Here is a 19,977-nt window from a genome sequence, read left to right as displayed (position 1 = left end):
CCGAGCCGCGTCATCGGGGCCGAACCACCCCAACCAGTTGGTTGGGCGAAGAAGAGTGTATCGTTCGAGCGCCCGGAGGTGAACCATGGAGCCGACATCCGATGCGGCGCTGCCCGCGCGCGAGCGGATCCTCCGCGCGGCCTCCGTCGAGTTCGCCGCCCACGGCTTCGCGGGCGCCCGGGTCGACCGTGTGGCCGCGGCGGCGGGTCTGAACAAGGAGCGGCTCTACGCCTACTACGGCGGCAAGCGCGGCCTGTTCGTCGCGACCGTCGTCGAGGCGCTCGGCGCTCTCGACGAGACGCTCCTCGCCGAGGCGGCGGACCTCCCCGACCTCGCGGGCCGCATGTTCGACCATGTGTGGGAGCACCCGGAGTTCCTGCGCCTGCTCACGTGGGCGCGCCTGGAGGGAGCCGGCGTCTGGGAGGAGGCCGGCGAGCAGCTCGGCGGGGTCCCCGCCCCCGAGGCCCGGGTCCTCGAGTGGCAGCGCACCGGCGTCGTCGACGCGAGCTGGTCCGCCGACGACCTCTTCATCGCCCTCCTCGGCCTCTGCGAGATCTGGCACCTCACCCCCTTCGCCTCCCGAGGCGGGGAGGAGACGCGCGACCGCCGCCGCGCCTTCGTCGTGCACGTCGCGCAGCTGGTGGGCGCACCGCGCTGAGGCCGACCCCTCCCCCGGCAACGGAAGCGACGTCGGCATCGTCCGATCCGGACGCGGTGGACGGGGCGGCTCATCCCTCCGAGCCGGAACCCGACGGATCGGAGGGGACTGGGAGGTCCCGCGGATCCGGCTTCGGGACGACCCCTTCATCACCCGGAAGGACCGCGCCCGCCGCGCGCTGAGCCTCGTCCTCGAGGAGGAGTGATTCGAAATCGCCAGGCGCACACGGCATCTCCGCCCCGATCATGTACATCTCCTCGACAGCGCCGGTGACGAAGCTCGCCCGCAGCACCGGTCCGCCCTGCCCGTAGACCGTCGGGCGCGGAGTCGAATCGGTCACTCTCACCGTCATCCCCAGCGACTCCCAGTAGTCCGCGACCTTCCGCGCATCCCCCTCGACATCGGTGCCCGCCGGAGCCCACCAGTCGTAGCTGTAGCTCGCACCGCTCACCCGGTCGCCGGGGCCGCACACATCGGGCCTGGCCGCGCCGCTCCGCGGCCACCACCCCTCCACATCGAGCCGCCCCGCGGAGTCCCGCACGAACTCCACCACCCGGTCCCGACCCTCCCGAGGACTCATCGTGCTCACCGGTCTCGTCTCCTTCCCAGTTGCACAAGCGGTCATCGACATCACGAGCAGAGCGGCGAGGGTCAGCGAGACGCCCGTCCGCTGAGGAGAGCCTCTACCCGCCATGGGAGGCTCCCACGACCGCCTTCTGGAAGGCGGTCGGTCCGAGCGGCCGGTTCTCGGTCAGCAGGTCGAGTCGCCGGGAGACGGCCCACGCCGCGTTCTGCAGGGACTCGGTGTTCTTGTCGAGGTACCCCGCGAGATCGCCGTCGTCGCTCTTCAGCGCAGCGTGATCCGTCACGATCCTCCCGGCGTCGCCTCCGGTCTCGACACCGAAGACGCGCGCGCCGAAGTCCTCGTCAGCGGGATCCGTGTGGTGGTTCCAGCTGAAGGCGCGGCCCATCCACGCGGCCTCGTCGCCGCTCTCGGTCTCGCCGAGGTACTTGTCCCGCGCCTGCCCCGCGAAGACGGATTCCGCGTGCAGGTCGCTCGCCTCGTCGACGCTGTCCGGGAGGCCGGCCGAGCCCAGCGTCACGACGACCCCGAGCTCGACGTCCGAGCGCGAGGCGGCGACGGCCATGACGGTGCTGCCGTAGGAGTGGGCGACGACGTTCGGCTTCGGCAGGTCGTCGCCCCTGACCGCGGAGAGCCCCTTGACAGCCGAGGCGAGTGCGGCGCCGCCGGCGACCGCCTGGTTCGAGGTGAGGACGTCCATGCCGTTCCCGCCGAGCCGCGCCATCGGCGGGGTCTCGTAGCCGATCCAGGAGACGACGGCGCTGCCGGGCGGGAGGAGCGACTGCAGATTCTGCGACGCCTTCGTCCATCGGGTCATGCTCTCCGTCGTCTGTCCCATCCCGGGGACGGCGTAGGTGACGTTCGTGGCGGTGTCGGGATCGCCGATCGAGACGGCGGCGAGCGGAGGCTCGTCGGCGGTCAGGGAGATGAGGAAGCGCGGGTCCTGACCGAGACCGCGCCGGAGCGATGCCCGCACGTCCCTCAGCGCCACCAGCTGCGACTCCACCGCCGCGAGTCGCTCCCCGTCGGCCGCCTTCCCGCGCAGGCCCGCCGCCTCGCTCCTCAGCGCCACGATCCGCGCCCTCAGCGCCCTCTCGTTCGCCCTCACCCGGGCGCGGTAGGGAACACCCTCCAGATTTCCGATCACCCCGGGCAGACCGGCGACCAGCGCCTCCTGCTGCGGCGAGAAGCGCGCGCCGTCCGTGGAGTCGAGGCTCCGCCACCAGTCGTTCACGAGGGTCGGAGCCAGTCGCCCGAGGCGCGCCGCGAGGTCGGGCGACGCCGCCAGGACTGTCGCGAGATCGTCGGACGAGAGCGCCGCGAGGGAGTCGAGCAGGCTCCGGCCGCCCCGGGGCCGCGCCAGGGTGCCGACGGCGTCGAGGACCGGAACGGAGAGCGCCGCTCCCCCCGCGGCGGTGAAGGCCAGGGAGATCTGCTCGACCCAGGTCGCGTCGGCCGCACCGATCGACAGCAGCTCGCGGAAGCCCCGGAGCACCGAGAAGGACTCGACCGGCGCCCACGAGCAGCGGTTGCCGAAGGCTCCCCAGGCGGCCATCAGATCCTGGAGCCGGGAGCGCATCGCCTCGTCCGCCTGCCGGGTCTGCGAGACGAAGACGTCGAGGCGCTCGGGGTCGGCGGAGGTCGTGCCTCCCGCGGCGGGGCCGCCCGGGGACGTGCGGGGCACCGACCGGGGGGAGAACAGCGCACGGATCGGCGGAGGCACGACCGGCCGATCGGACGGCGGCCGGTCGACGACCTCCTCGACTCCCGCCGCGAGGGCCGCGACCGAATCGAGGCGGCGCTGCTGCTCGCGCTCGTCCGCCCGCCGCTGCCAGGCCGCGTACTCCTCCCGGCGCCGACGCTCCTCCTCGGCCTTCCGTGCCACGAGCCGAACCGTGTCGGCGAGCTCGTGCAGCTCGGCGCTCAGCCGACCGCGATTCTCCCTGTCGCAGACGCAGACCCGGCGGAACAGCTCGGCGTACGCGCCGCGGAACTCGCCCAGCGCGTACTCGGCAGCGACGGACCTCAGCAGCCCCTGGGAGGCGAGCGCCTCCGCCGCCTCGTCCGAGGCGCGGACCAGCTCCGCCGCTGCTGCGTGGTCGAAAGAGAACAGGGTCATCGCCTCCTGAGTGAGAACATCTCAGGAAATGTAGAACGGCCACGACGCCGTCGGCACCGGGTGGCGCGAGACGGCACGCGGTCAGCGCGCCCGCGCCGCGTACGGCGGCCCGCACGCAGAAGTGGCGCGGACCCCGTCGGTCCGCGCCACTCGTCCAGATCACGCGGGTCACTCCGCCGCGGTCAGCCGCTCCAGGTATCCCGCGAACGCACGCAGGTCCTCCTCGGGCCAGGCGCTCAGCGCCTCCTGCATCCGCTGCCGCTGACGGCCGCCGAGGTCGCGCATCCGCTCGCATCCGGCCGCGCTGAGCGAGAGGAACCGCGCTCGGCCGTCGGCGGGATCGGAGGTCATCTCGACCAGGCCCAGCTCGGCGAGCTGGCGGGCCTGGCGGCTGATCGCGCTGCGGTCGACCCCGAGCCGCTCCGCCGCGGCGCCGGAGTGGACCGGACCGCAGCGCTCGAGGATCCGCAGCAGCCGCAGTCCGAAGGGCGGCAGCGCCGGGTCGATCGACGCCGCCGCGTCCCGGACGGCGAGGCGCACCTGGACGGCGAGCACGGTGATCTGCTCCTCGACCTCGTGCAGCGCCTCGGCCGAGGGCGCGGCGGCGGGCATCAGGAGCGCTCGATCACGTCGACGGAGCCGGTGGGAGCGGCGTGGCGTGCGTGCCCGACCGGCTCCTCCTGCCGCTCGTCGTCGGCGTGGCGGCCGTGTCCGGCGGGAGTGGCCTCGCGACCCTCCCGGGCGTGCGTCGCGTCGTCCGTCCGCCGGGCCTGGCCGACGGGGCGGAGCGCCGCCTGGCCGTCCGAGGCGGCGATGAGGGCGTCCTCCGCGGCCTGCAGCGGAGTGGTCGGCTCCGCCTTGAGCTGCACCGCGTTCTTCGAGCCGAGGCTCACGTTCGGCAGGAGGACGACGGCGATCAGCGTGACCACGGCGAGCGGGATGCTGTAGAGGAACACGTCGCCCACGCCGATCCCGTAGGCGCTCTCGACCACGACGCGCACGGCGTCGGGCAGGGTCGCCGGCTGCGGGATCGTGCCGCTGCCCAGCGCCTGCGCGGCGAGAGCCTGGTCGGCGGGAGCGAGACCCGCGATGCCGGTCTTGATGCGGTCGGCGATCACGGTGCCGAGCATCGAGCCCAGGACCGAGACTCCGACGGTGCCGCCGAGGCTGCGGAAGAACGTGACCGCGCTGGTCGCGACGCCGAGGTTCTTCACCTCGATCGAGTTCTGCACCACCAGGACGAGGTTCTGCATCAGCATGCCCAGGCCGGCGCCGAGGACGGCCATGTAGATCCCGACGAGGACCAGGTCCGTGTCGTAGCGGAGGGTGCTGAGGAGGGAGGTTCCGATCACGGCGAGCACGCCGCCGCTGATCATGATCGCCTTCCACTTGCCGGTGCGGGAGATGATCCCGCCGAAGATCGTCGACGCGATCAGCAGGCCGGCCATCATCGGGATGGTGAGCAGGCCCGACTGGGTCGGCGTGGCTCCGCGGGCCAGCTGCATGTACTGCGCGAGGAAGACGGCGACGCCGAACATCGAGACGCCGACCGAGATGCTCGCCACGACGGCGAGGCTGAAGGTGCGGTTCTTGAACATCCCCATCGGGATGATCGGCTCGGCCACGGTGAGCTCGGTGATCACGGCGGCGATCAGCAGCACGACGGCACCGCCGACCATGACCGCGGTCTCCCACGAGGCCCAGTCGAAGTTCTTGCCGGCGAGGGAGACCCAGATCAGCAGGAGCGAGACTCCGCCCGCGATGAGCACGGCGCCGAGGTAGTCGATCCGCACCTTGCGCTTCGGGTGCGCGGGGAGGCGGAGGGTCATCTGGAGGAGGACGATCGCGACGATCGCGACGGGCATCGCGATGAAGAAGTTCCAGCGCCAGCCGAACGCGTCGGTCACGACGCCGCCCAGGAGCGGGCCGCCGACGGTGCCGATCGCCATCACGCCGCCGAAGAGGCCGGCGTACTTGCCGCGCTCACGGGGGCTGATGATGTCGGCCATGATGATCTGGCTCAGCGCGGCGAGTCCGCCGGCGCCCAGGCCCTGGAACACGCGGAAGACGATCAGCATGTTCGTGTCCTGCGAGAAGCCGGCCAGAGCGGAGCCGATGACGAACAGCCCGAGGGCGAGCTGGATCAGCAGCTTGCGGTTGAACAGGTCGGCGAACTTGCCCCAGAGCGGGGTGGAGACCGTGGTCGCGAGCAGGGTCGCGGTGACGACCCAGGTGTAGGCGTTCTGGTCGCCCTTGAGGTCGGAGATGATCCGGGGCAGCGAGGTCGACACGACCGTGCCCGCGAGGATCGAGACGAACATGCCCAGCAGCAGGCCGCTGAGCGATTCGAGCACCTGGCGGTGCGACATGGCGCCGTCCGGCCCGGCGGGGGCGTGCGGCGCGGTGGTTCCGCGCGATGCGGCGCGGTGTTCGGGGTGTGACATGGGCTCCTCTTCAGCACGGCGGAGGTTCTAGTTGACTGCGATCAACTATTGACCGAGAGCAACTATATAGCCGGGCGTCACGAATCTCCAGTGGCACTCTGCTGCCGTCCAGGCGCCGCTCCGGCCGCGCCTATCCTCGGAGCATGGACAACATCGATCGGAAGATCCTCGATCTGCTGCGCCAGAACTCCCGCGCGGGCTACGGCGACATCGGCGGCGTGGTCGGGCTCTCCGCCTCCGCGGTGAAGCGCCGCGTCGACCGCCTCGTGGCCGACGGCGTGATCCGCGGCTTCACGATCAAGGTCGACCCCGCGGTCGACGGCATGGCCACCGAGGCCTACGTCGAGCTCTTCTGCCGCGGCACCGTCGCTCCGGACGAGCTCCGCCGCATCCTCTCCGCGGTCCCCGAGGTCGTCGACGCGGGCACGGTCACCGGCTCCGCCGACGCGATCGTCCACATCCGCTCGCGCGACATCCCCAGCCTCGAGCTCGCCCTCGAGAAGGTCCGCATCGCGCCCAACGTCGACCACACGCGCTCCGCGATCGTCCTCTCCCGCCTCATCCAGCGCAGCGAGGCCTGACGGATCGCGCCACCTCCTCGACGCGCGTCGCGACCGCCTGGTACTCCATACCTGTATGGTGAATCCAGGAGGGCGAGCATGAGCGACAGGGAACAGGCCGGTACGGCGGCACGACGCAGACGGCGCATCTGGCTGATGCTGCCGGCTCTGTTCGTCGGCGTCCTGGCCGGGCACCTCGTCGCGACCGCGGTGGGCGCCGAGGATCCGTGGGACGTCGTGGTCACCGCCGCCGTCGCGGCAGCGGTGGCGTCCGTCGTCCTCGCCCTCGTCGACCGGCGGCGCTGAGCCCTCCCTCCTGGATCGGAATCCGAGGGAGGGAACGACGATGGAACGACAGAGGACGAGCACGGCACTGGTCGCGGCGGCGGCCGCTCTGCTGGCGGTGCCGCTGTTCACAGCGCAGGCCGCGCACGCCGAGCCGGCGAGGCAGGAGACGAGCAGCCGGGTGCACCTCGAGGCACGGGGCGGATCGGCGTCGACGGTGACCTTCGACGTCACCGACGACACGCGGATCGTCGAGCTGGCGGGCGGCGGGGTCGGCTTCACGGACGGCGCCGAGACGTCCGACGCACTCCCGGAGAGGATCGACGTCGGACGCGGCCGCACCGTGTCGGGCCACTGGTCGATCGACGACTCCGACACGCTCACCTTCCACTTCGCCCCGGACTCGGCGTCCCGCTCGGCGGTGGGCGGCCTGCACCTGAACAGCGACTGGAGCTCGCCCGAATGGGGCCACTGCGTCGCCGGGAGCGGCGTCAGCGGTGCCGCGACCGGCGGGGTGATCGGTGCGATCTCCGGTCCCGGCGCGATCGCCTCCGCGACCGGCGGGCTGCTCGCGGGGATCATCGGCGGAGCGATCACCTGCTGAGCGCCGCCTCCTGAACGACCCGGATCAGGCGGGCGCGTCCGCTGCGGTGTGGACGCGCTCGCCGCCGATCCAGGTGCCCAGCACCCGGGTGTCCCCGATCGCCCGGGGGTCGCCGGCGAAGGGGTCCCGGTCCAGCAGGGCGAAGTCCGCCGCGAGTCCCACGGCGATCGAGCCCGACTCGCCCTCCAGGCCGTTCACCCACGCCGAGCCGGCCGTGGAGGCGGAGAGGGCGGTGGCGAGGTCGAGGCGCTGCCCCGGGAGGAACACCTCCTCGCTCCACCCCGGCTCGCGCTCGGACGGCGCCGAGAGCCGGTTCACCGCGACGTGGATCGCGGCGAGCGGGTCGGCCGTCGACACCGGCCAGTCGCTCCCCGCGGCGAGCACCGCGCCCGAGCGGAGCAGGTCGCCGAACGGGTACTGCCACGAGCCGCGCCGCTCACCGAGGAACGGCAGCGTCAACTCCACCATCTGCGGCTCCAGCGAGGCCCACAGCATCTGCAGGTTGGCCGCGACGTCGAGCGCACGGAAGCGCGGCAGGTCGTCCGGATGCACGACCTGCAGGTGGGCGAGGTGGTGGCGGTTGCCGCGGCGCCCGTTCGCCTCGATCGCCCGCTCGACGGCGTCCAGGCACTCGCGCACGGCGCGATCGCCGATCGCGTGGAAGTGCACCTGGAACCCGGCCGCGTCCAGGAGCGGCACGGCCTCGCTCAGGAGGCGCGGGTCGACCATCGAGAGGCCGTCGCCGTGACCGTGGCCGCCGTGCCCGTCGAGGTAGGGCTCGAGCATCGCCGCCGTGAAGTTCTCGGCGACCCCGTCCTGCATGATCTTGACGGTCGTCGGCGCGAAGCGGTCGGCGGCGAGCGCCGCGCGCCGCTCGACGAGCTCCGGGATCTGCTCGACGCCGCGGCCCCGGTCCCACCACAGCGCACCGCGGACGCGCCCGGTCAGCTCGCCGCTCAGCGCCGCGCGGCGGTACACCGGACCGGGGTCGCCCACATCGCCGTAGGAGCCGATGATCGCGTCCTGCCACGCCGTCACTCCGAACGAGTGCAGGGTCTCCTGCCCGAGGAGCAGCGCGCGGTGGAGCTCGTCCGCGCTGGCGGGCGGGAGATGGCGGCGGACCGCGTCCATCGCCCCCTCGTGCAGGGTGCCGGAGGGGGTGCCGTCGGCCAGGCGCTCGATGCGGCCGTCGGCGGGGTCCGGCGTCGTGCGGTCGATCCCCGCGAGGCGCAGTGCGGCGGAGTTGACCCAGGCGCCGTGCCCGTCGGCGTTGGTGAGGAAGGCGGGCCGGTCAGGGACGACCGTGTCGAGCTCGCGGGCGGTCGGGGTTCCTCCGGGGAAGTCGGGCAGGTTCCAGCCGCCGCCGAGGATCCACTCCGCTCCGCTCTCCCGAGCCGCGTACCCGGCGACCGTCGCCAGGTGCTCGGCGGGCGATCCACCCGCTCCGAGCCAGCAGCGCAGCAGCGCGGCGCCGCCCCAGACCGGGTGCACGTGGGCGTCCTGGAAGCCGGGGACGAGCATCCGGCCCTCGAGGTCGACCACCTCGGTGCGCGGCCCGATCAGGTCGGAGGCGTCGGCGCCGACCGCGACGATCCGCCCTCCGACGACAGCGACGCCGTGCGCTCGGGAGCGCACGGCGTCGGCGGTGAAGACGGCGCCGCCGGTCAGGACGAGATCGGCGGCGCGCACGGGTTCAGAAGCCCGCGGGAGCGAAGGCCTGCGTCATCTGGGAGAAGAGCGACACCGTCCAGCCGATCGCGATGAGGAACGACACGACCACGACGCCGAGGAAGACCCAGAGCGGGAGGAGGCCGCCGCCGGTCACGCGCTTCACGACCACGCTGCGGCCGATCACGTAGACGTAGGGAGCGGCGAGGAAGGCCCACGCCCAGTGGAACGGACGCTGCAGGCCGGCTCGCTTCAGCTGGCGCCAGTCGAGGAAGGCGAAGACGACCTCCGCCGCGTAGATCAGGAAGCCGACGACCTGGAGCACGCCGAGGCCGACGAGGTAGGCCGTCGACATCCCCATCGAGGAGCTCGGCCCGTAGGTCGAGGCCATCGACGAGTCGACGATCGCGCTCGGCGGGAGGAGGAAGATCGACAGCGCCGAGAGCAGCGGCAGGAGGACCACCACCCAGATCCACGGGGTGGACGTGACGATGCTCGTGTCACGCTGCTGCACGGGTGCTCCGGGAGCCGCGGAGTAGGCCGGGTACTGCGGCTGCTGCTGGTTGTAGGGCTGCTGCGGCTGCTGGCCGTAGGGCTGCTGGCCGTACCCCTGCTGGCCGTACTGCTGGGGAGCCTGCTGGCCGTAGCCCTGCTGCGGCTGCTGCTGGCCGGAGGGCTGCTGCGGCTGCGGCTGCTGACCGGCGCCCTGCTGGCCGTAGCCCTGCTGCCCGTAGCTCTGCTGCGGGTCGGCGGACGACGGCTGCTGCGGATACCGACCCGAGGCCGACTGCCCGTAGCTCGTCGCCGCTCCGCTCGACGTCTCCCCGTAGGCGGGACGCTCGGCGAGCGGCGCGGGCGGAGTCGGTGCGGTCGGCGGAACGGGAGTCACGGCGGCCTGCGCCGACCCGCTCTCGGCCGGGGCGGTGGGAGTGGCCGCCGGCGCGTCGCGGAGCGACTCCGTCCAGCCGGTCCCGTCCCACCAGCGCTGACGGGACGAGCCCGCCGGGTCCGGGTACCACCCGGCGCGGGGTCCGGAGGCCTCGCCGCCCGTGCTCGCGCCCTGGTCCGTGCCGGTTCCGTTGTCGTCCGTCATGGCGTCCTCCACTCCCCTCCGGGCGTCTGCCCGCGATCTCGGACCACCGTAGCGCCGCGACACGATGCATGGCCTGAGGGCGGGCTGATCGCGCGCTGTCCGAGCGCTGTCCGCTCCGGCAGACGCCGGAGGCCGCCGACCGCCAGGATGGACGCATGCCCCACCTCCTGCGAGCCCGCGCCGCCCTCTTCGACATGGACGGGACGCTCGTCGACTCGACGGCCGTCGTCGAGACCATCTGGGGCGCCTTCGCCGAGCGCTTCGCTCTCGACCACGACGCGGTGCTCGGCGCCGTTCACGGTGTCCGCGCCGCCGACAGCGTCCGCCGCTTCGCTCCGGCCGGCAGCGACGTCGACGCGATCGTCGCGGAGCTCGACGCGTACGAGCTCGAGCACACCGAGGGCACCGTCGAGATCTCCGGCGCGACGGCGTTCCTCGCCTCACTCCCCCGCGAGCGCGTCGCCCTGGTCACGTCCGCGAGCCCGGCACTGGCGGCCGCCCGTCTGGCCGCGGCGGGCGTCCCCTCCCCCGACACCGTCGTCACCGCGCACGACGTCGCGAACGGCAAGCCTGCTCCCGACGGCTACCTCGCCGCCGCGGCCCTGCTCGGCGTCTCCCCCGAGGACGCGCTGGTGTTCGAGGACGCCGAGGCCGGCATCCGGGCGGGTCTGGACGCCGGCATGCGCGTGATCGTCGTCGGGAGCCACGAGAGCGCGAGCACCCGGGGTCTGCCCCGGATCGCGCACTACTCCGACGCACGCGCCGTGCTCGAGGGCGACGAGCTCGTCGTCACCCTCGGCGGGCCTCAGTAGCGGATCGCGTCGATCACCTTCACCCGCACGGCGACGATCGCCGGCACCAGGCCCGCGAGCGCGCCGACGAGGGTCGCCGCCCCGAGCCCGAGCAGCGCCGCCTCGGCCGGGAAAGGCGGGATGTCGGCGATCCCGTTGTCCTGCACGAAGGCCACGGTCCACGGGTTCGTGACGAGGATGACCGCGATCGTCACGCCGACCACTCCGGCGACCACGGTCGCCACGACGCTCTCCATCATGATCGAGAAGAAGATGCGGCCGGAGGAGGCGCCGAAGCTGCGTCGGATGCCGATCTCGCGGATCCGCTGCCGGACGGTGACCAGGGCGATGTTGAGCAGTCCGAGCGCGCCGAGCGCCAGCACCAGGCCCGCCACGCCGCCGATCACCCAGGTCAGCACGCCGAAGGGGTCGGAGTCGTAGACCAGGTAGTCCTGCCGGTCGACCGACACCTCGAAGTCGGATCCCAGGGCGCCGGCCACGTCGCGCTCCACCGCCGCGGCGAGGGGCTCGGCCAGGTCGAGCGGCACCCACATCTCGTAGTTCGGCACGCCCTGCCCGCCGTACTGCGGGTCGGCGTCGCGGGCGACCGCCGGGTAGGCGTCCGCGAGCATCATCATCGACGGATCCGTCTCGAACTGCGAGGAGGGAGTCACGCCGACCACCACGCCCGTGACGTCGCGCTCGGAGCCGAGCAGGGTGACCACCGGGTGGGTGCGCAGATCCGGGCTCCCGATCCGCTCCCAGAAGCGCTCGTTGACGACGAGGGCGGGAGCGAGGCGCTGGGAGTCGCGGGCGGTGAACCAGGAGCCGTCCACGATCTTCAGCCGGTGCATCTCGGCGAAGGGCTGGTCGACCGCCTGCACCGCGACGTCGACGGCGCCGTCGGCGAACTGGACGCGCGCGCTGCCGTAGGTCGAGCGGCTCGCGTAGGTGATGGAGTACCGCTCCAGCGCACCGGTCCACGCGGCCTGGAGTGCGTCGGCATCCACCTCGGCGGTGCCGGTGCCGGAGGGGTAGGCGGAGAGGAAGAGGCTCGCCGGGCGCCCGCTGGAGCGCTCGGCCTGCTCGATGCTGGCCTGGCGGGCGATGCCACCGGCGGCGACGACCGCGGTCAGGGCGGCGACGGCCACCGCGACTCCGATCAGCGAGAGCAGCACGCGGCCGCGGTGGATCCGCAGCTCGGTCCACGCCTCGACGATCGCGCCGGCGATCCCGACGAGCGCGCGCATCAGAGGACCACCCCCTCGGCGACGGGGCCCGCATCCGCGGTCGAGCCCAGGCGGCCGTGGTCGAGCCGGTAGTGGCGCTCGGCCCGCGCCGCGATGGCCGGGTCGTGGGTGATGGTGACCAGCGCGGAGCCGGACTCGCGGGCGATCTCGTCGAGCAGGCCCATCACGCTCTCGCCGGTGTCGGTGTCGAGGGCGCCCGTCGGCTCGTCGGCGAGGATCAGCCGCGGTCGGCGCACCAGGGCGCGGGCGATCGCGATCCGCTGCTGCTCGCCGCCGGACATGCGCCCGGGCATCGAGTCCACGCGGTGCCCGAGGCCGACCCGCTCCAGCATCTCGGCCGCGAGGTCGCGGCGGCGCCAGAACTCCGATCCGGTCGCGTAGAGCAGCGGCGTCATCACGTTCTCGCGGGCGGTCCGCCCCTCCAGCAGGTTGAACTGCTGGAAGATGAAGCCGATGCTGCCGCCGCGGATGCGCGCGCGGGCCCGCGAGGACAGGGTCTCGGTGGGAGCACCCTCGAGCAGCATCCGCCCCTCGGTGGGCTCGTCGATGAGTCCGAGGATGTTGAGCAGCGTCGACTTGCCGGAACCGCTGCGGCCCACGACCGAGACGTGGTCGCCCTCGCCCACCTCGAGATCGACTCCGTCGAGGATCGTCAGCGGCGGCGCGTCGGGCAGCGGGACGACCTTGCGGATACCCTCGAGCCGGAGGATCGTCACGAGCAGAAGACCGAGCCGTCGGGCTGCGCGATGCAGTCGCCGCCCAGCTGGACGTCGGGAGCAGCCTCCTCCGCGCCCGGCACGAACTGCAGGAGCTCGGCGCCCTCCTCCACTCCGCCGGTGATCTCGACGGAGCTGCCGTCGGTGAGTCCCAGCGTCACCGGGACCTCCTCGGTGCTGCCGTCGTCCGCCCGGCGGAACACGACGCCGGACTGGGCGGTGCCCTCGACCGCGGTGGTCGGCACCACGAGGACGTCCTCCGCCTTGCCTCCCGCGAGCGTCACCGAGGCGGCGAGCCCGGGGAACACGGTGACCTCCGTCGGCACCTGGCAGGTGAAGCTCGTGCCGGAGCCGCCGGTGGAGGTTCCACCGCCGCCGTCCGTCGCTCCGCCGGTCGTGCCGCCCTCGCCGGCTCCGGCGAGAGGGGTGCTGATGGTGAGGTCGGTGCAGGTGAAGCCCGCGGGCCCGCCGGTGATGGCGACCTGCGCCTCCGTCGGCCGGTTCTGGATGCGGTAGAGCTGCTGCGCGTCGATCGTGCCGGTGACGGCGTAGCTCGGCGGCGCGACCTGTCCGGTCACCTCGCCGACCGTGACGGCCTGGTCGTGGATGACGCCGAGGGCGCTGAGGGTGCCGCCGGTCGCGGCGTAGACCCGCTCGAAGCGCACGGAGGGCTCCTGCTGGGTGAGGGTGACGGCGCCGTCCGGGCCGGTCGTCTCGACCGGGTCGCGCGGAGTCTCGACGCGGATGTCGTAGATGAGATCGCCCGACGCGACGGCCGCGCCCTGCTGCACGTAGACGTCGTCGACCGTTCCGGCCGCCGTCGCCTTCAGCGGCACGGCGGGGTCGGCGGCGACGGTGCCCTGGAGGGTGAGGTCGTTGGTGACCGTGCCGCGGGCGACCGTGACGGTCGGCTCGGTGATCTCACCGGTCGGCTGCGTCGGATCGGCCTCGGCCGCGCCGTCCGGGAAAAACGCGATCTTCACCAGGGCGATGCTCGCCGCTCCGATGATGACCATCCACACGATCGGGAACACCCAACGCCGAACCGCACCCATCAAGTCCCCCGACTCCGCTTCCAGGGCGCTCCGCCGTGGGGCGCCGGAGGCAGCCTATCCGGCGGGGAGGTCGCGTCACGGACCGTGGCGCGCCCGTCAGCCGGCGAGCGCCGCGACGATCGAGGCGACGCGGCGCGCCCTCGTCTCGGCGGCCTTCGCGCCCTCGACCGACGTGACGTGGGCCTTCCGCGCGCTGGGCGAGAGCGCGGCGAAGCGCTCCACAGCGCCCGCCGAGGCCAGCGCGGACGCCAGGTCCTCCGGCACGACGACCTCGCGCGGCGCGGTGTCGAGCTCGATCACGACGTCGATCGCGTCACCGCCGGCGAGCTGCGTCTCGCGGCGCTTCTCGGCCGAGAACGGGATGAGCGCGCGTCCGCCCATCGCTCCGACCGTGCTGGTGAAGCGGTAGCCGTTCACCGTCACCGCGACGGCGGGACGCTTGCCGCCGCCGAGTGCCTCGAGGACCTCGGACGGCACCTCGATGCCGGTGTTGTTGCCGATCTGGAAGAGCGTCGTGGTGAACTGCACGAGGCGATGATGGCACGGACTCCCGCGTGTCGCGCGGCCGATCGCCGGACTGACGCGGAGGGCCGTCGACTCGATCCTCGTCGACCTCCCGTTCACGGATCCGGAGCGCTCGAGGGCGTTCTCCACGGCGCTCGGCCGGAGCCTGAATCCTCTGTTCAGGCCTGAGTCCTCTGTTCAGCGACGACGCCGCCTGCTCCGTCGCCTCCGAGAACGTGTCCGCGATGGTCGTCCCGCACCCCTCCTTCTCGACCTCCAGGTCGAAGGGGATCATCGACGCGCGCTCCCGGGTGCAGGGCCTCTTCGCGGTGAGCGTCGGCAGCCGGGAGGAGGTCGGCGAGGTGCTCGGGAACGAACCGGCCTCCGGCGGCGCCGAGCCGGTCGCGGTGCAGGACCTCGGCTCCATGCGGGCGCGGCCTCGAGGACCCTGACGGGCACGTCCGGGAGTCCCTGTACATGAATTCGGCCGCGGCCGAGGCCGGTCCGCCCCGGGAGCGAGGGGTCGGTGCGCTCAGCAGGAGCGGGTGTCGGGGTCTCCGAGCGAGGAGCGCACGGCGTCGACCGTCATCCTGCCCTCGGGGTCGAGCCGGGCGAGCATGCGCGACATGATGTCGGCCAGCTGCGGGATCTGCTCGGCGTCGAGCGGATCGATGACGTCGGCCAGCACGGTCGCGACGTGACCGGGCGCCGTGTCGACGATCTTCTGGAGGCCGGCGTCGGTGAGCACCGCGTTCGTGGCGCGGCCGTCGGAGGCGCAGGGGCGGCGCTCGAGGTAGCCGCGGGCGACGAGGCGGGTCACCACGTGCGAGAGGCGGGGCAGGGTCGCGTTGGTGCGGGCGGCGAGCGTGGTCATCCGGAGGGCGCGGTCGGGCGCCTCGGACAGCATCGCCAGCGTCAGGTACTCGAAGTGCGTGAGTCCCGCGTCGCGCTGCAGCTGCGTGTCGAGGGCGCCCGGCAGCAGTTCCACGACCGCGATGAAGCGCAGCCAGGCGTCGAGCTGATCGGGCGTCAGCCAACGTGTCTCGGGCGCACTCATCCCCCCACCCTACCCACTACTTGCCGCGACAAGTAAGTCCCCCCGCGCCTCGTCGAGCCGCGTCCCGGGGCTCCGTCGGGAGGCCGACCCGCGCCAGCCTGATCTCACCATCCCCGCGAGCACCGCCCCCGAGGCGAACCAGCGATCCGCGTACCAGCGGATCGCTGCAGCCGTACGCACCCCGCCCTGCAGAACGCACCCCGTCGAGAAGCCGACCGCGCCACGCCCGTTCACACCATCCCCGCGAGCACCGCCCCCGAGGCGAACCAGCGATCCGCGTACCAGCGGATCGCTGCAGCCGAACGCCCCCCGCTCCTCAGAACGCACCCCGTCGAGAAGCCGACCGCGCCACACTCGATCCACACCATCCCCGCGAGCACCGCCCCCGAGGCGAACCAGCGATCCGCGTACCAGCGGATCGCTGTAGCCGAACGCCCCCCGCTCCTCAGAACGCACCCCGTCGAGAAGCCGACCGCGCCACGCCCGTCAGGGACGGGCGTGGAATCCAACTCACAGCACGTCGTCGCTCAGATCGATCGGGTTGCCGAAGCGGTGGTTCGTGATCGAGATCGCCTGCTCGCGGAGGAAGGGCAGCAGTTCGACGCGGCCGGCGGGGGTGACCGGGTCGGCGTAGACGGCGGTGTCGAGGGCGCCGCCGAGGGCTTCGGCGAGGGCGGTCGCGAGGGGGACGCGGGATCCGTCGGCGCGGGTGAGCGGGACCGGCTTGCCTGTGCTGCCGCGGGTCATGCCGGCGACGACGTCGGTGAAGGAGCCGGTCGAGTCGGACGATCGGCGGACGACGGCCTGCTGTCCGTGGGACGGACTGCCGGGGGCCTGCGGGCCCGCGTAACCGTCGACGCGGTCGGAGACGATGTCGCCGATGATGCGGATGCGCGGCGCCGTGATGCGGCCGGCCGCGGCGCGCTCGAGCCACTGGGCGTCGGTCTCGACGACGATGCGCGGGACGAGGCCCGCCATCTCGGCGAGCTCGTCGCCGCCGAGCATCTCCTGGACCCGCGGCGGGAGCGGGAGGGACGTGGAGATGTCCATCCGGGAGCGGGTCAGCAGACCGGCGGCGATGACGCGGAGGAGCTCTCCGAGGTCGCCGCCGTCGGCCAGGCGCAGCGCGATCGGCACGCGGAGGTAGCGGAACAGGTTGCGCTCGACGCCGACCTTCGAGATGTCGGTGACGACTCCGAACTCGGTCGCCCAGGCGAGCTGGTCGGAGAGTGCGGAGCGGCGGAGCAGGTCGAACTGCTCGAACCGGAGCGAGGACTGGGCCGCCTCGATGAACTGGCGCGCGCGGTCGTCGAGGCCGCGCAGGTGCAGTGTCGAGGAGGAGCGCGCGGGCGAGGGCTTCCAGGAGCCGAGGCCGATGAGGTGGTTGGGTCCGCCCGCCTTCGCGCCGCCGCCGACGGACGAGCGCTTCCAGCCGCCGAAGGGCTGGCGCCGGACGATGGCTCCGGTGATGCCCCGGTTGACGTAGAGGTTGCCCGCCTCGACCGAGTCGATCCAGAGGGCGAGCTCGTCGGCGTGCAGGGAGTGGAGCCCGGCAGTGAGCCCGTACTCGGTGCCGTTCTGCATCCGGATGGCGTCCTCGAGGGTCGCCGCGTGCATGATCCCGAGCACCGGGCCGAAGAACTCGGTGAGGTGGACGTAGCTGTCCTCGGTGACGCCCTCGCGGATCCCGGGCGACCAGAGCGTGCCGCTCTCGTCGAGGCGCTGCGGCTCGACGAGCCACGACTCGCCTCCGCCCAGCGTGGTGAGCGCGTGCAGGAGCTTGCCGGTGGGCTCCTCGATGAGCGGCCCCATCACCGCCGACGGGTCGTCGGGGCGACCGACGCGCAGCGACGTGACGGCGTCGACCAGCTGGGCGCGGAAGCGCTTGGAGCGGGCGACCGAGCCGACCAGGATCACCAGGGAGGCGGCGGAGCACTTCTGGCCCGCGTGCCCGAAGGCGCTGCGGACGATGTCGGCGACGGCGAGGTCGTAGTCGGCGTGGGGAGTGACGATGATCGCGTTCTTGCCGCTGGTCTCGGCCTGCAGTGCGAGGCCGGGCCGCCAGGAGCGGAAGAGGCGGGCGGTCTCGTAGGAGCCGGTGAGCAGCACGCGGTCCACGAGGGGGTCGGTGATCAGCGCCCGTCCCAGCTCCTCCTCGTCGAGGTCGACCAGGGCGAGGAGCTCCTGCGGGACGCCCGCGTCCCAGAGCGCCTCGACGAGCACAGCGGCCGAGCGGCGGGCCTGGGGCGCCGGCTTCACCACGACTCCGGAGCCGGCGGCGAGCGCCGCGAGGATCGATCCGGCCGGGATGGCGACCGGGAAGTTCCACGGCGGAGCGACGACGGTGACCCGAGCGGGGACGAAGGTGGCCCCGGTGACGGCGTCGAGCTCGCGGGCGCGGGTGGCGTAGTAGTGGGCGAAGTCGATGGCCTCGGAGACCTCGGGGTCGGCCTCGGCGATCGTCTTGCCGGTCTCGGAGGCCATCACCTCGATCAGGCGGTCGCGGTTCGCGGCGAGGACGAGGCCGGCGCGGTCGAGCACGGCCGCTCGGTCGTAGCCCAGGCGCTCGCCCCAGCGCTCCGCGCGGCGGGACACCGCGCGCAGCACCTCCTGGAGCTCCGCCTCGGTGCTCACGCGCGCGGCGTCGGCCGTGCCCGCTCCGATGGTCGAGCCGGCGATGCGCTCGGTGATCAGGCGCGCCCAGCGGCGGTTGCCGGGGAGGGCGGGGTCGGTGTCGGGCTCGTTGTGGAAGCCCGCGGTCGCGGCGGCCGCACCGGAGCCGCGGCTGAGGCCGAGGACGGCCTGCGTCAGGCCCGCGGCGGCCGGGTCCTGCGCCCGCTCGCCGGCGCGGGCGTGCTCCTGCACGAGGCGGCGGCCGGAGCCGGAGGACCACTCCCGCAGGCGGTCCTGCGTGCGGTTCGGCGGCGGGACGGAGTCGTCGAGGGCCTCGAGCGAGGCGCGGAAGCGGCCGAGCTCCCGCTGCAGCACCTCCTCGTCGTCGAGGCGGAACGCGGCCGACAGGAAGTTCTCGGGGCTGCTGTCCTCCTCGAGCCGGCGGATGAGGTACGAGATGGCCACGTCGAACTCGTGCGGGTGCACGACGGGCGTGTAGAGGAGGAGGCGTCCCACGTCCTCGCGGACGGCGCGCGCCTGCCCGGTCGCCATCCCGAGCAGCATCTCGATCTCGACCGCGCCGGTCACCCCGCGCTCGGTCGCCGTGAGCCACGCCCAGGCGAGGTCGAAGAGGTTGTGCCCGGCGACGCCCACGCGCACCGCGTCGACGCGCTCCGGCCGCAGCGCCCGGTCGAGCAGGCGCTTGTAGTTCGTGTCGGCCTCCACCTTGCTGCCGACGGTCGCGAGCGGCCAGTCGTGCAGGGCCGCGTCGACCCGCTCCATCGCGAGGTTCGCGCCCTTCACGACGCGCACCTTGATCGGGGCTCCGCCGCGGGCCCGGCGCTCCTGCGCCCACTCGGTCAGCTCGTCGAGCACGCGGACGGAGTCGGGCAGGTAGGCCTGCAGGACGATGCCCGCCTCGAGGTCGAGCATGCCCGGCTGCTCGAGGAGGCGCCGGAACACGGCGACCGTCAGGTCGAGGTCGCGGTACTCCTCCATGTCGAGGTTGATGAAGGTGGGGTCGGCTCCGGACGCGGCGGCCTGGTAGAGCGGGGTGAGACGCTCCACGACGCGGTCGACCTCCTCCTCGAAGGCCCACATCGACAGCTGGCTGACGACGCTCGAGACCTTGACGCTGACGTAGTCGACGTCCGGCCGCTCGAGCAGGCGGAGGGTCCCCTCGAGGCGGCGGCGGGCCTCGCGCTCGCCGAGCACGGCCTCGCCGAGGAGGTTGAGGTTGAGCCGGTCGCCGCCCTCGCGCAGCGCGGCGACGGCCGCGCCGAGACGGGCCTCCGAGGCGTCGACCACGAGGTGCCCGACGAGGCGGCGGAGGACCCGGCGGGCCGCGGGCACGACCACCCAGGGCAGCACGGGGCCGACGGCGCCGCCGGTGCTGATCGCGGCGCGCAGGTAGGAGGGGAGGAAGGCGGGCGTCTTCGCGGTGAGCGCCGCGAGGTTCTCGGCCGCGACCGAGAGGTCCTCGGGCCGGGCGACGCCGTCGACGAACCCGACGGTGAAGTCGAGTCCGTTCGGGTCCTGGAGCACGCCCGCGAGCCGCTGGGCGGCGGGCTCGACCGGGAACTCGCCGCTGCGCGCGATCCAGCGGCGGACCAGGGACTCAACGCGCTCGATCATCGGGCGGTCGTCGACCTCGGGCTCGGCGGCAGCGGGCGCCGCGTGCTCCGACTCCGACGCGGCGTCGGGCCCGCGCACGACCTCGTCCTCAGCATCGCGCACGACCTCGTCGTCGGCATCGGGCTCGCTCACGGCCTCGTCCTCAGCGTCGCGCACGACCTCGTCCTCGTCGTGAACACCGGGCTCGCGCAGGTCCTCGTCCTCAGCGTCGGACTCCTGCTCGTCCTGAGGCTCGGCCACGTCCTCGGACGCGGACTCCGGCGCCGGCAGGACCTCGGCCCCGCTCACGGAGTCGCGCGCCTCACCGGCCTCGACCTCGTCGTCCGACTCCGTGCCGCCCTC

Annotated in this window: 18 protein-coding genes; 6 read left to right on the top strand and 12 right to left on the bottom strand. The window is 73.1% G+C overall.

The window, feature by feature from the left end; genetic code table 11:
* Positions 1-85 precede the first annotated feature (85 nt).
* Entirely contained in the window at positions 86-658 is a 573-nt protein-coding gene (locus C5C95_RS02030) for a TetR family transcriptional regulator (protein ID WP_104222850.1), read from the top strand.
* 70 nt (positions 659-728) lie between these two features.
* On the opposite strand, the gene C5C95_RS02025 is transcribed toward C5C95_RS02030, so the two are convergent.
* The 4 genes from C5C95_RS02025 to C5C95_RS02010 form a co-directional block, all read right to left on the bottom strand.
* The gene (locus tag C5C95_RS02025) at positions 729-1,247 is read right to left on the bottom strand and encodes a hypothetical protein (protein ID WP_104323681.1); all 519 of its coding nucleotides are present in this window, start codon (positions 1,245-1,247) and stop codon (positions 729-731) included.
* 94 nt (positions 1,248-1,341) lie between these two features.
* Positions 1,342-3,360, bottom strand: a complete 2,019-nt coding sequence (locus C5C95_RS02020; protein WP_104323680.1) for an alpha/beta hydrolase — start codon at positions 3,358-3,360, stop codon at positions 1,342-1,344.
* A gap of 168 nt (positions 3,361-3,528) precedes the next feature.
* Positions 3,529-3,972 carry a MarR family winged helix-turn-helix transcriptional regulator gene (locus C5C95_RS02015; protein WP_104222853.1) on the bottom strand — a complete coding sequence of 148 codons (444 nt, stop codon included), beginning with the start codon at positions 3,970-3,972 and terminating at the stop codon, positions 3,529-3,531.
* A complete protein-coding gene (locus tag C5C95_RS02010) occupies positions 3,972-5,729 on the bottom strand; it encodes an MDR family MFS transporter (protein ID WP_104222854.1) in 1,758 nt (585 codons plus the stop codon). Before C5C95_RS02010 ends, C5C95_RS02015 begins: the two co-directional genes overlap by 1 nt.
* Positions 5,730-5,947: 218 nt before the next feature.
* On the opposite strand from C5C95_RS02010, the gene C5C95_RS02005 reads away from it, so the two are divergent.
* From C5C95_RS02005 to C5C95_RS02000, 3 genes are all read left to right on the top strand, one after another.
* Positions 5,948-6,385 carry an Lrp/AsnC family transcriptional regulator gene (locus C5C95_RS02005; RefSeq protein WP_104222855.1) on the top strand — a complete coding sequence of 146 codons (438 nt, stop codon included), beginning with the start codon at positions 5,948-5,950 and terminating at the stop codon, positions 6,383-6,385.
* Positions 6,386-6,463: 78 nt separating this feature from the next.
* The gene (locus tag C5C95_RS17075) at positions 6,464-6,670 is read left to right on the top strand and encodes a hypothetical protein (RefSeq protein WP_146076614.1); all 207 of its coding nucleotides are present in this window, start codon (positions 6,464-6,466) and stop codon (positions 6,668-6,670) included.
* Positions 6,671-6,710: 40 nt separating this feature from the next.
* Complete coding sequence (locus C5C95_RS02000) at positions 6,711-7,253, top strand: hypothetical protein (RefSeq protein WP_104269353.1); 543 nt, start codon at positions 6,711-6,713, stop codon at positions 7,251-7,253.
* A gap of 24 nt (positions 7,254-7,277) precedes the next feature.
* Here the strand turns inward: C5C95_RS02000 and C5C95_RS01995 are convergent, their stop codons facing one another.
* The gene (locus C5C95_RS01995) at positions 7,278-8,942 is read right to left on the bottom strand and encodes an amidohydrolase (protein WP_104323679.1); all 1,665 of its coding nucleotides are present in this window, start codon (positions 8,940-8,942) and stop codon (positions 7,278-7,280) included.
* A 4-nt stretch (positions 8,943-8,946) separates the two neighbouring features.
* The gene (locus C5C95_RS01990; RefSeq protein ID WP_146087035.1) at positions 8,947-10,014 is read right to left on the bottom strand and encodes a DUF2510 domain-containing protein; all 1,068 of its coding nucleotides are present in this window, start codon (positions 10,012-10,014) and stop codon (positions 8,947-8,949) included.
* Positions 10,015-10,169: 155 nt separating this feature from the next.
* Here C5C95_RS01990 and C5C95_RS01985 point away from each other — a divergent pair, with 155 nt between their 5' ends.
* Entirely contained in the window at positions 10,170-10,826 is a 657-nt protein-coding gene (locus tag C5C95_RS01985) for an HAD-IA family hydrolase (RefSeq protein ID WP_104323677.1), read from the top strand.
* Here the strand turns inward: C5C95_RS01985 and C5C95_RS01980 are convergent.
* From C5C95_RS01980 to C5C95_RS01965, 4 genes are all read right to left on the bottom strand, one after another.
* Complete coding sequence (locus C5C95_RS01980) at positions 10,820-12,055, bottom strand: ABC transporter permease (RefSeq protein ID WP_104226156.1); 1,236 nt, start codon at positions 12,053-12,055, stop codon at positions 10,820-10,822. The genes C5C95_RS01985 and C5C95_RS01980 overlap by 7 nt on opposite strands.
* A complete protein-coding gene (locus tag C5C95_RS01975; RefSeq protein WP_104233102.1) occupies positions 12,055-12,771 on the bottom strand; it encodes an ABC transporter ATP-binding protein in 717 nt (238 codons plus the stop codon). The genes C5C95_RS01980 and C5C95_RS01975 overlap by 1 nt, the downstream gene beginning before the upstream one ends.
* A complete protein-coding gene (locus C5C95_RS01970) occupies positions 12,768-13,787 on the bottom strand; it encodes an efflux RND transporter periplasmic adaptor subunit (RefSeq protein WP_104222862.1) in 1,020 nt (339 codons plus the stop codon). Before C5C95_RS01970 ends, C5C95_RS01975 begins: the two co-directional genes overlap by 4 nt.
* 135 nt (positions 13,788-13,922) lie before the next feature.
* On the bottom strand, positions 13,923-14,354 hold the full coding sequence (locus tag C5C95_RS01965; protein ID WP_104323720.1) for a YdeI/OmpD-associated family protein: 432 nt from the start codon (positions 14,352-14,354) through the stop codon (positions 13,923-13,925).
* 212 nt (positions 14,355-14,566) lie between these two features.
* Here C5C95_RS01965 and C5C95_RS01960 point away from each other — a divergent pair, with 212 nt between their 5' ends.
* Positions 14,567-14,782, top strand: coding sequence for a hypothetical protein (locus C5C95_RS01960; protein ID WP_104323676.1), 216 nt, complete (start codon positions 14,567-14,569; stop codon positions 14,780-14,782).
* An 80-nt stretch (positions 14,783-14,862) separates the two neighbouring features.
* Here the strand turns inward: C5C95_RS01960 and C5C95_RS01955 are convergent, their stop codons facing one another.
* Positions 14,863-15,387: a MarR family winged helix-turn-helix transcriptional regulator gene (locus tag C5C95_RS01955; protein ID WP_104233099.1), complete on the bottom strand. Its 525-nt coding sequence runs from the start codon at positions 15,385-15,387 to the stop codon at positions 14,863-14,865.
* A gap of 510 nt (positions 15,388-15,897) precedes the next feature.
* Entirely contained in the window at positions 15,898-19,635 is a 3,738-nt protein-coding gene (locus C5C95_RS01945; RefSeq protein WP_104323719.1) for a proline dehydrogenase family protein, read from the bottom strand.
* Positions 19,636-19,977 lie beyond the last annotated feature (342 nt).

The sequence above is a fragment of the Rathayibacter sp. AY1B7 genome, assembly GCF_002932735.1.
Classification (GTDB): Bacteria; Actinomycetota; Actinomycetes; order Actinomycetales; family Microbacteriaceae; genus Rathayibacter.
The sequence above is the reverse complement of the archived record's forward strand: the minus strand, read 5'-3'. Positions and strand labels throughout refer to the sequence as shown.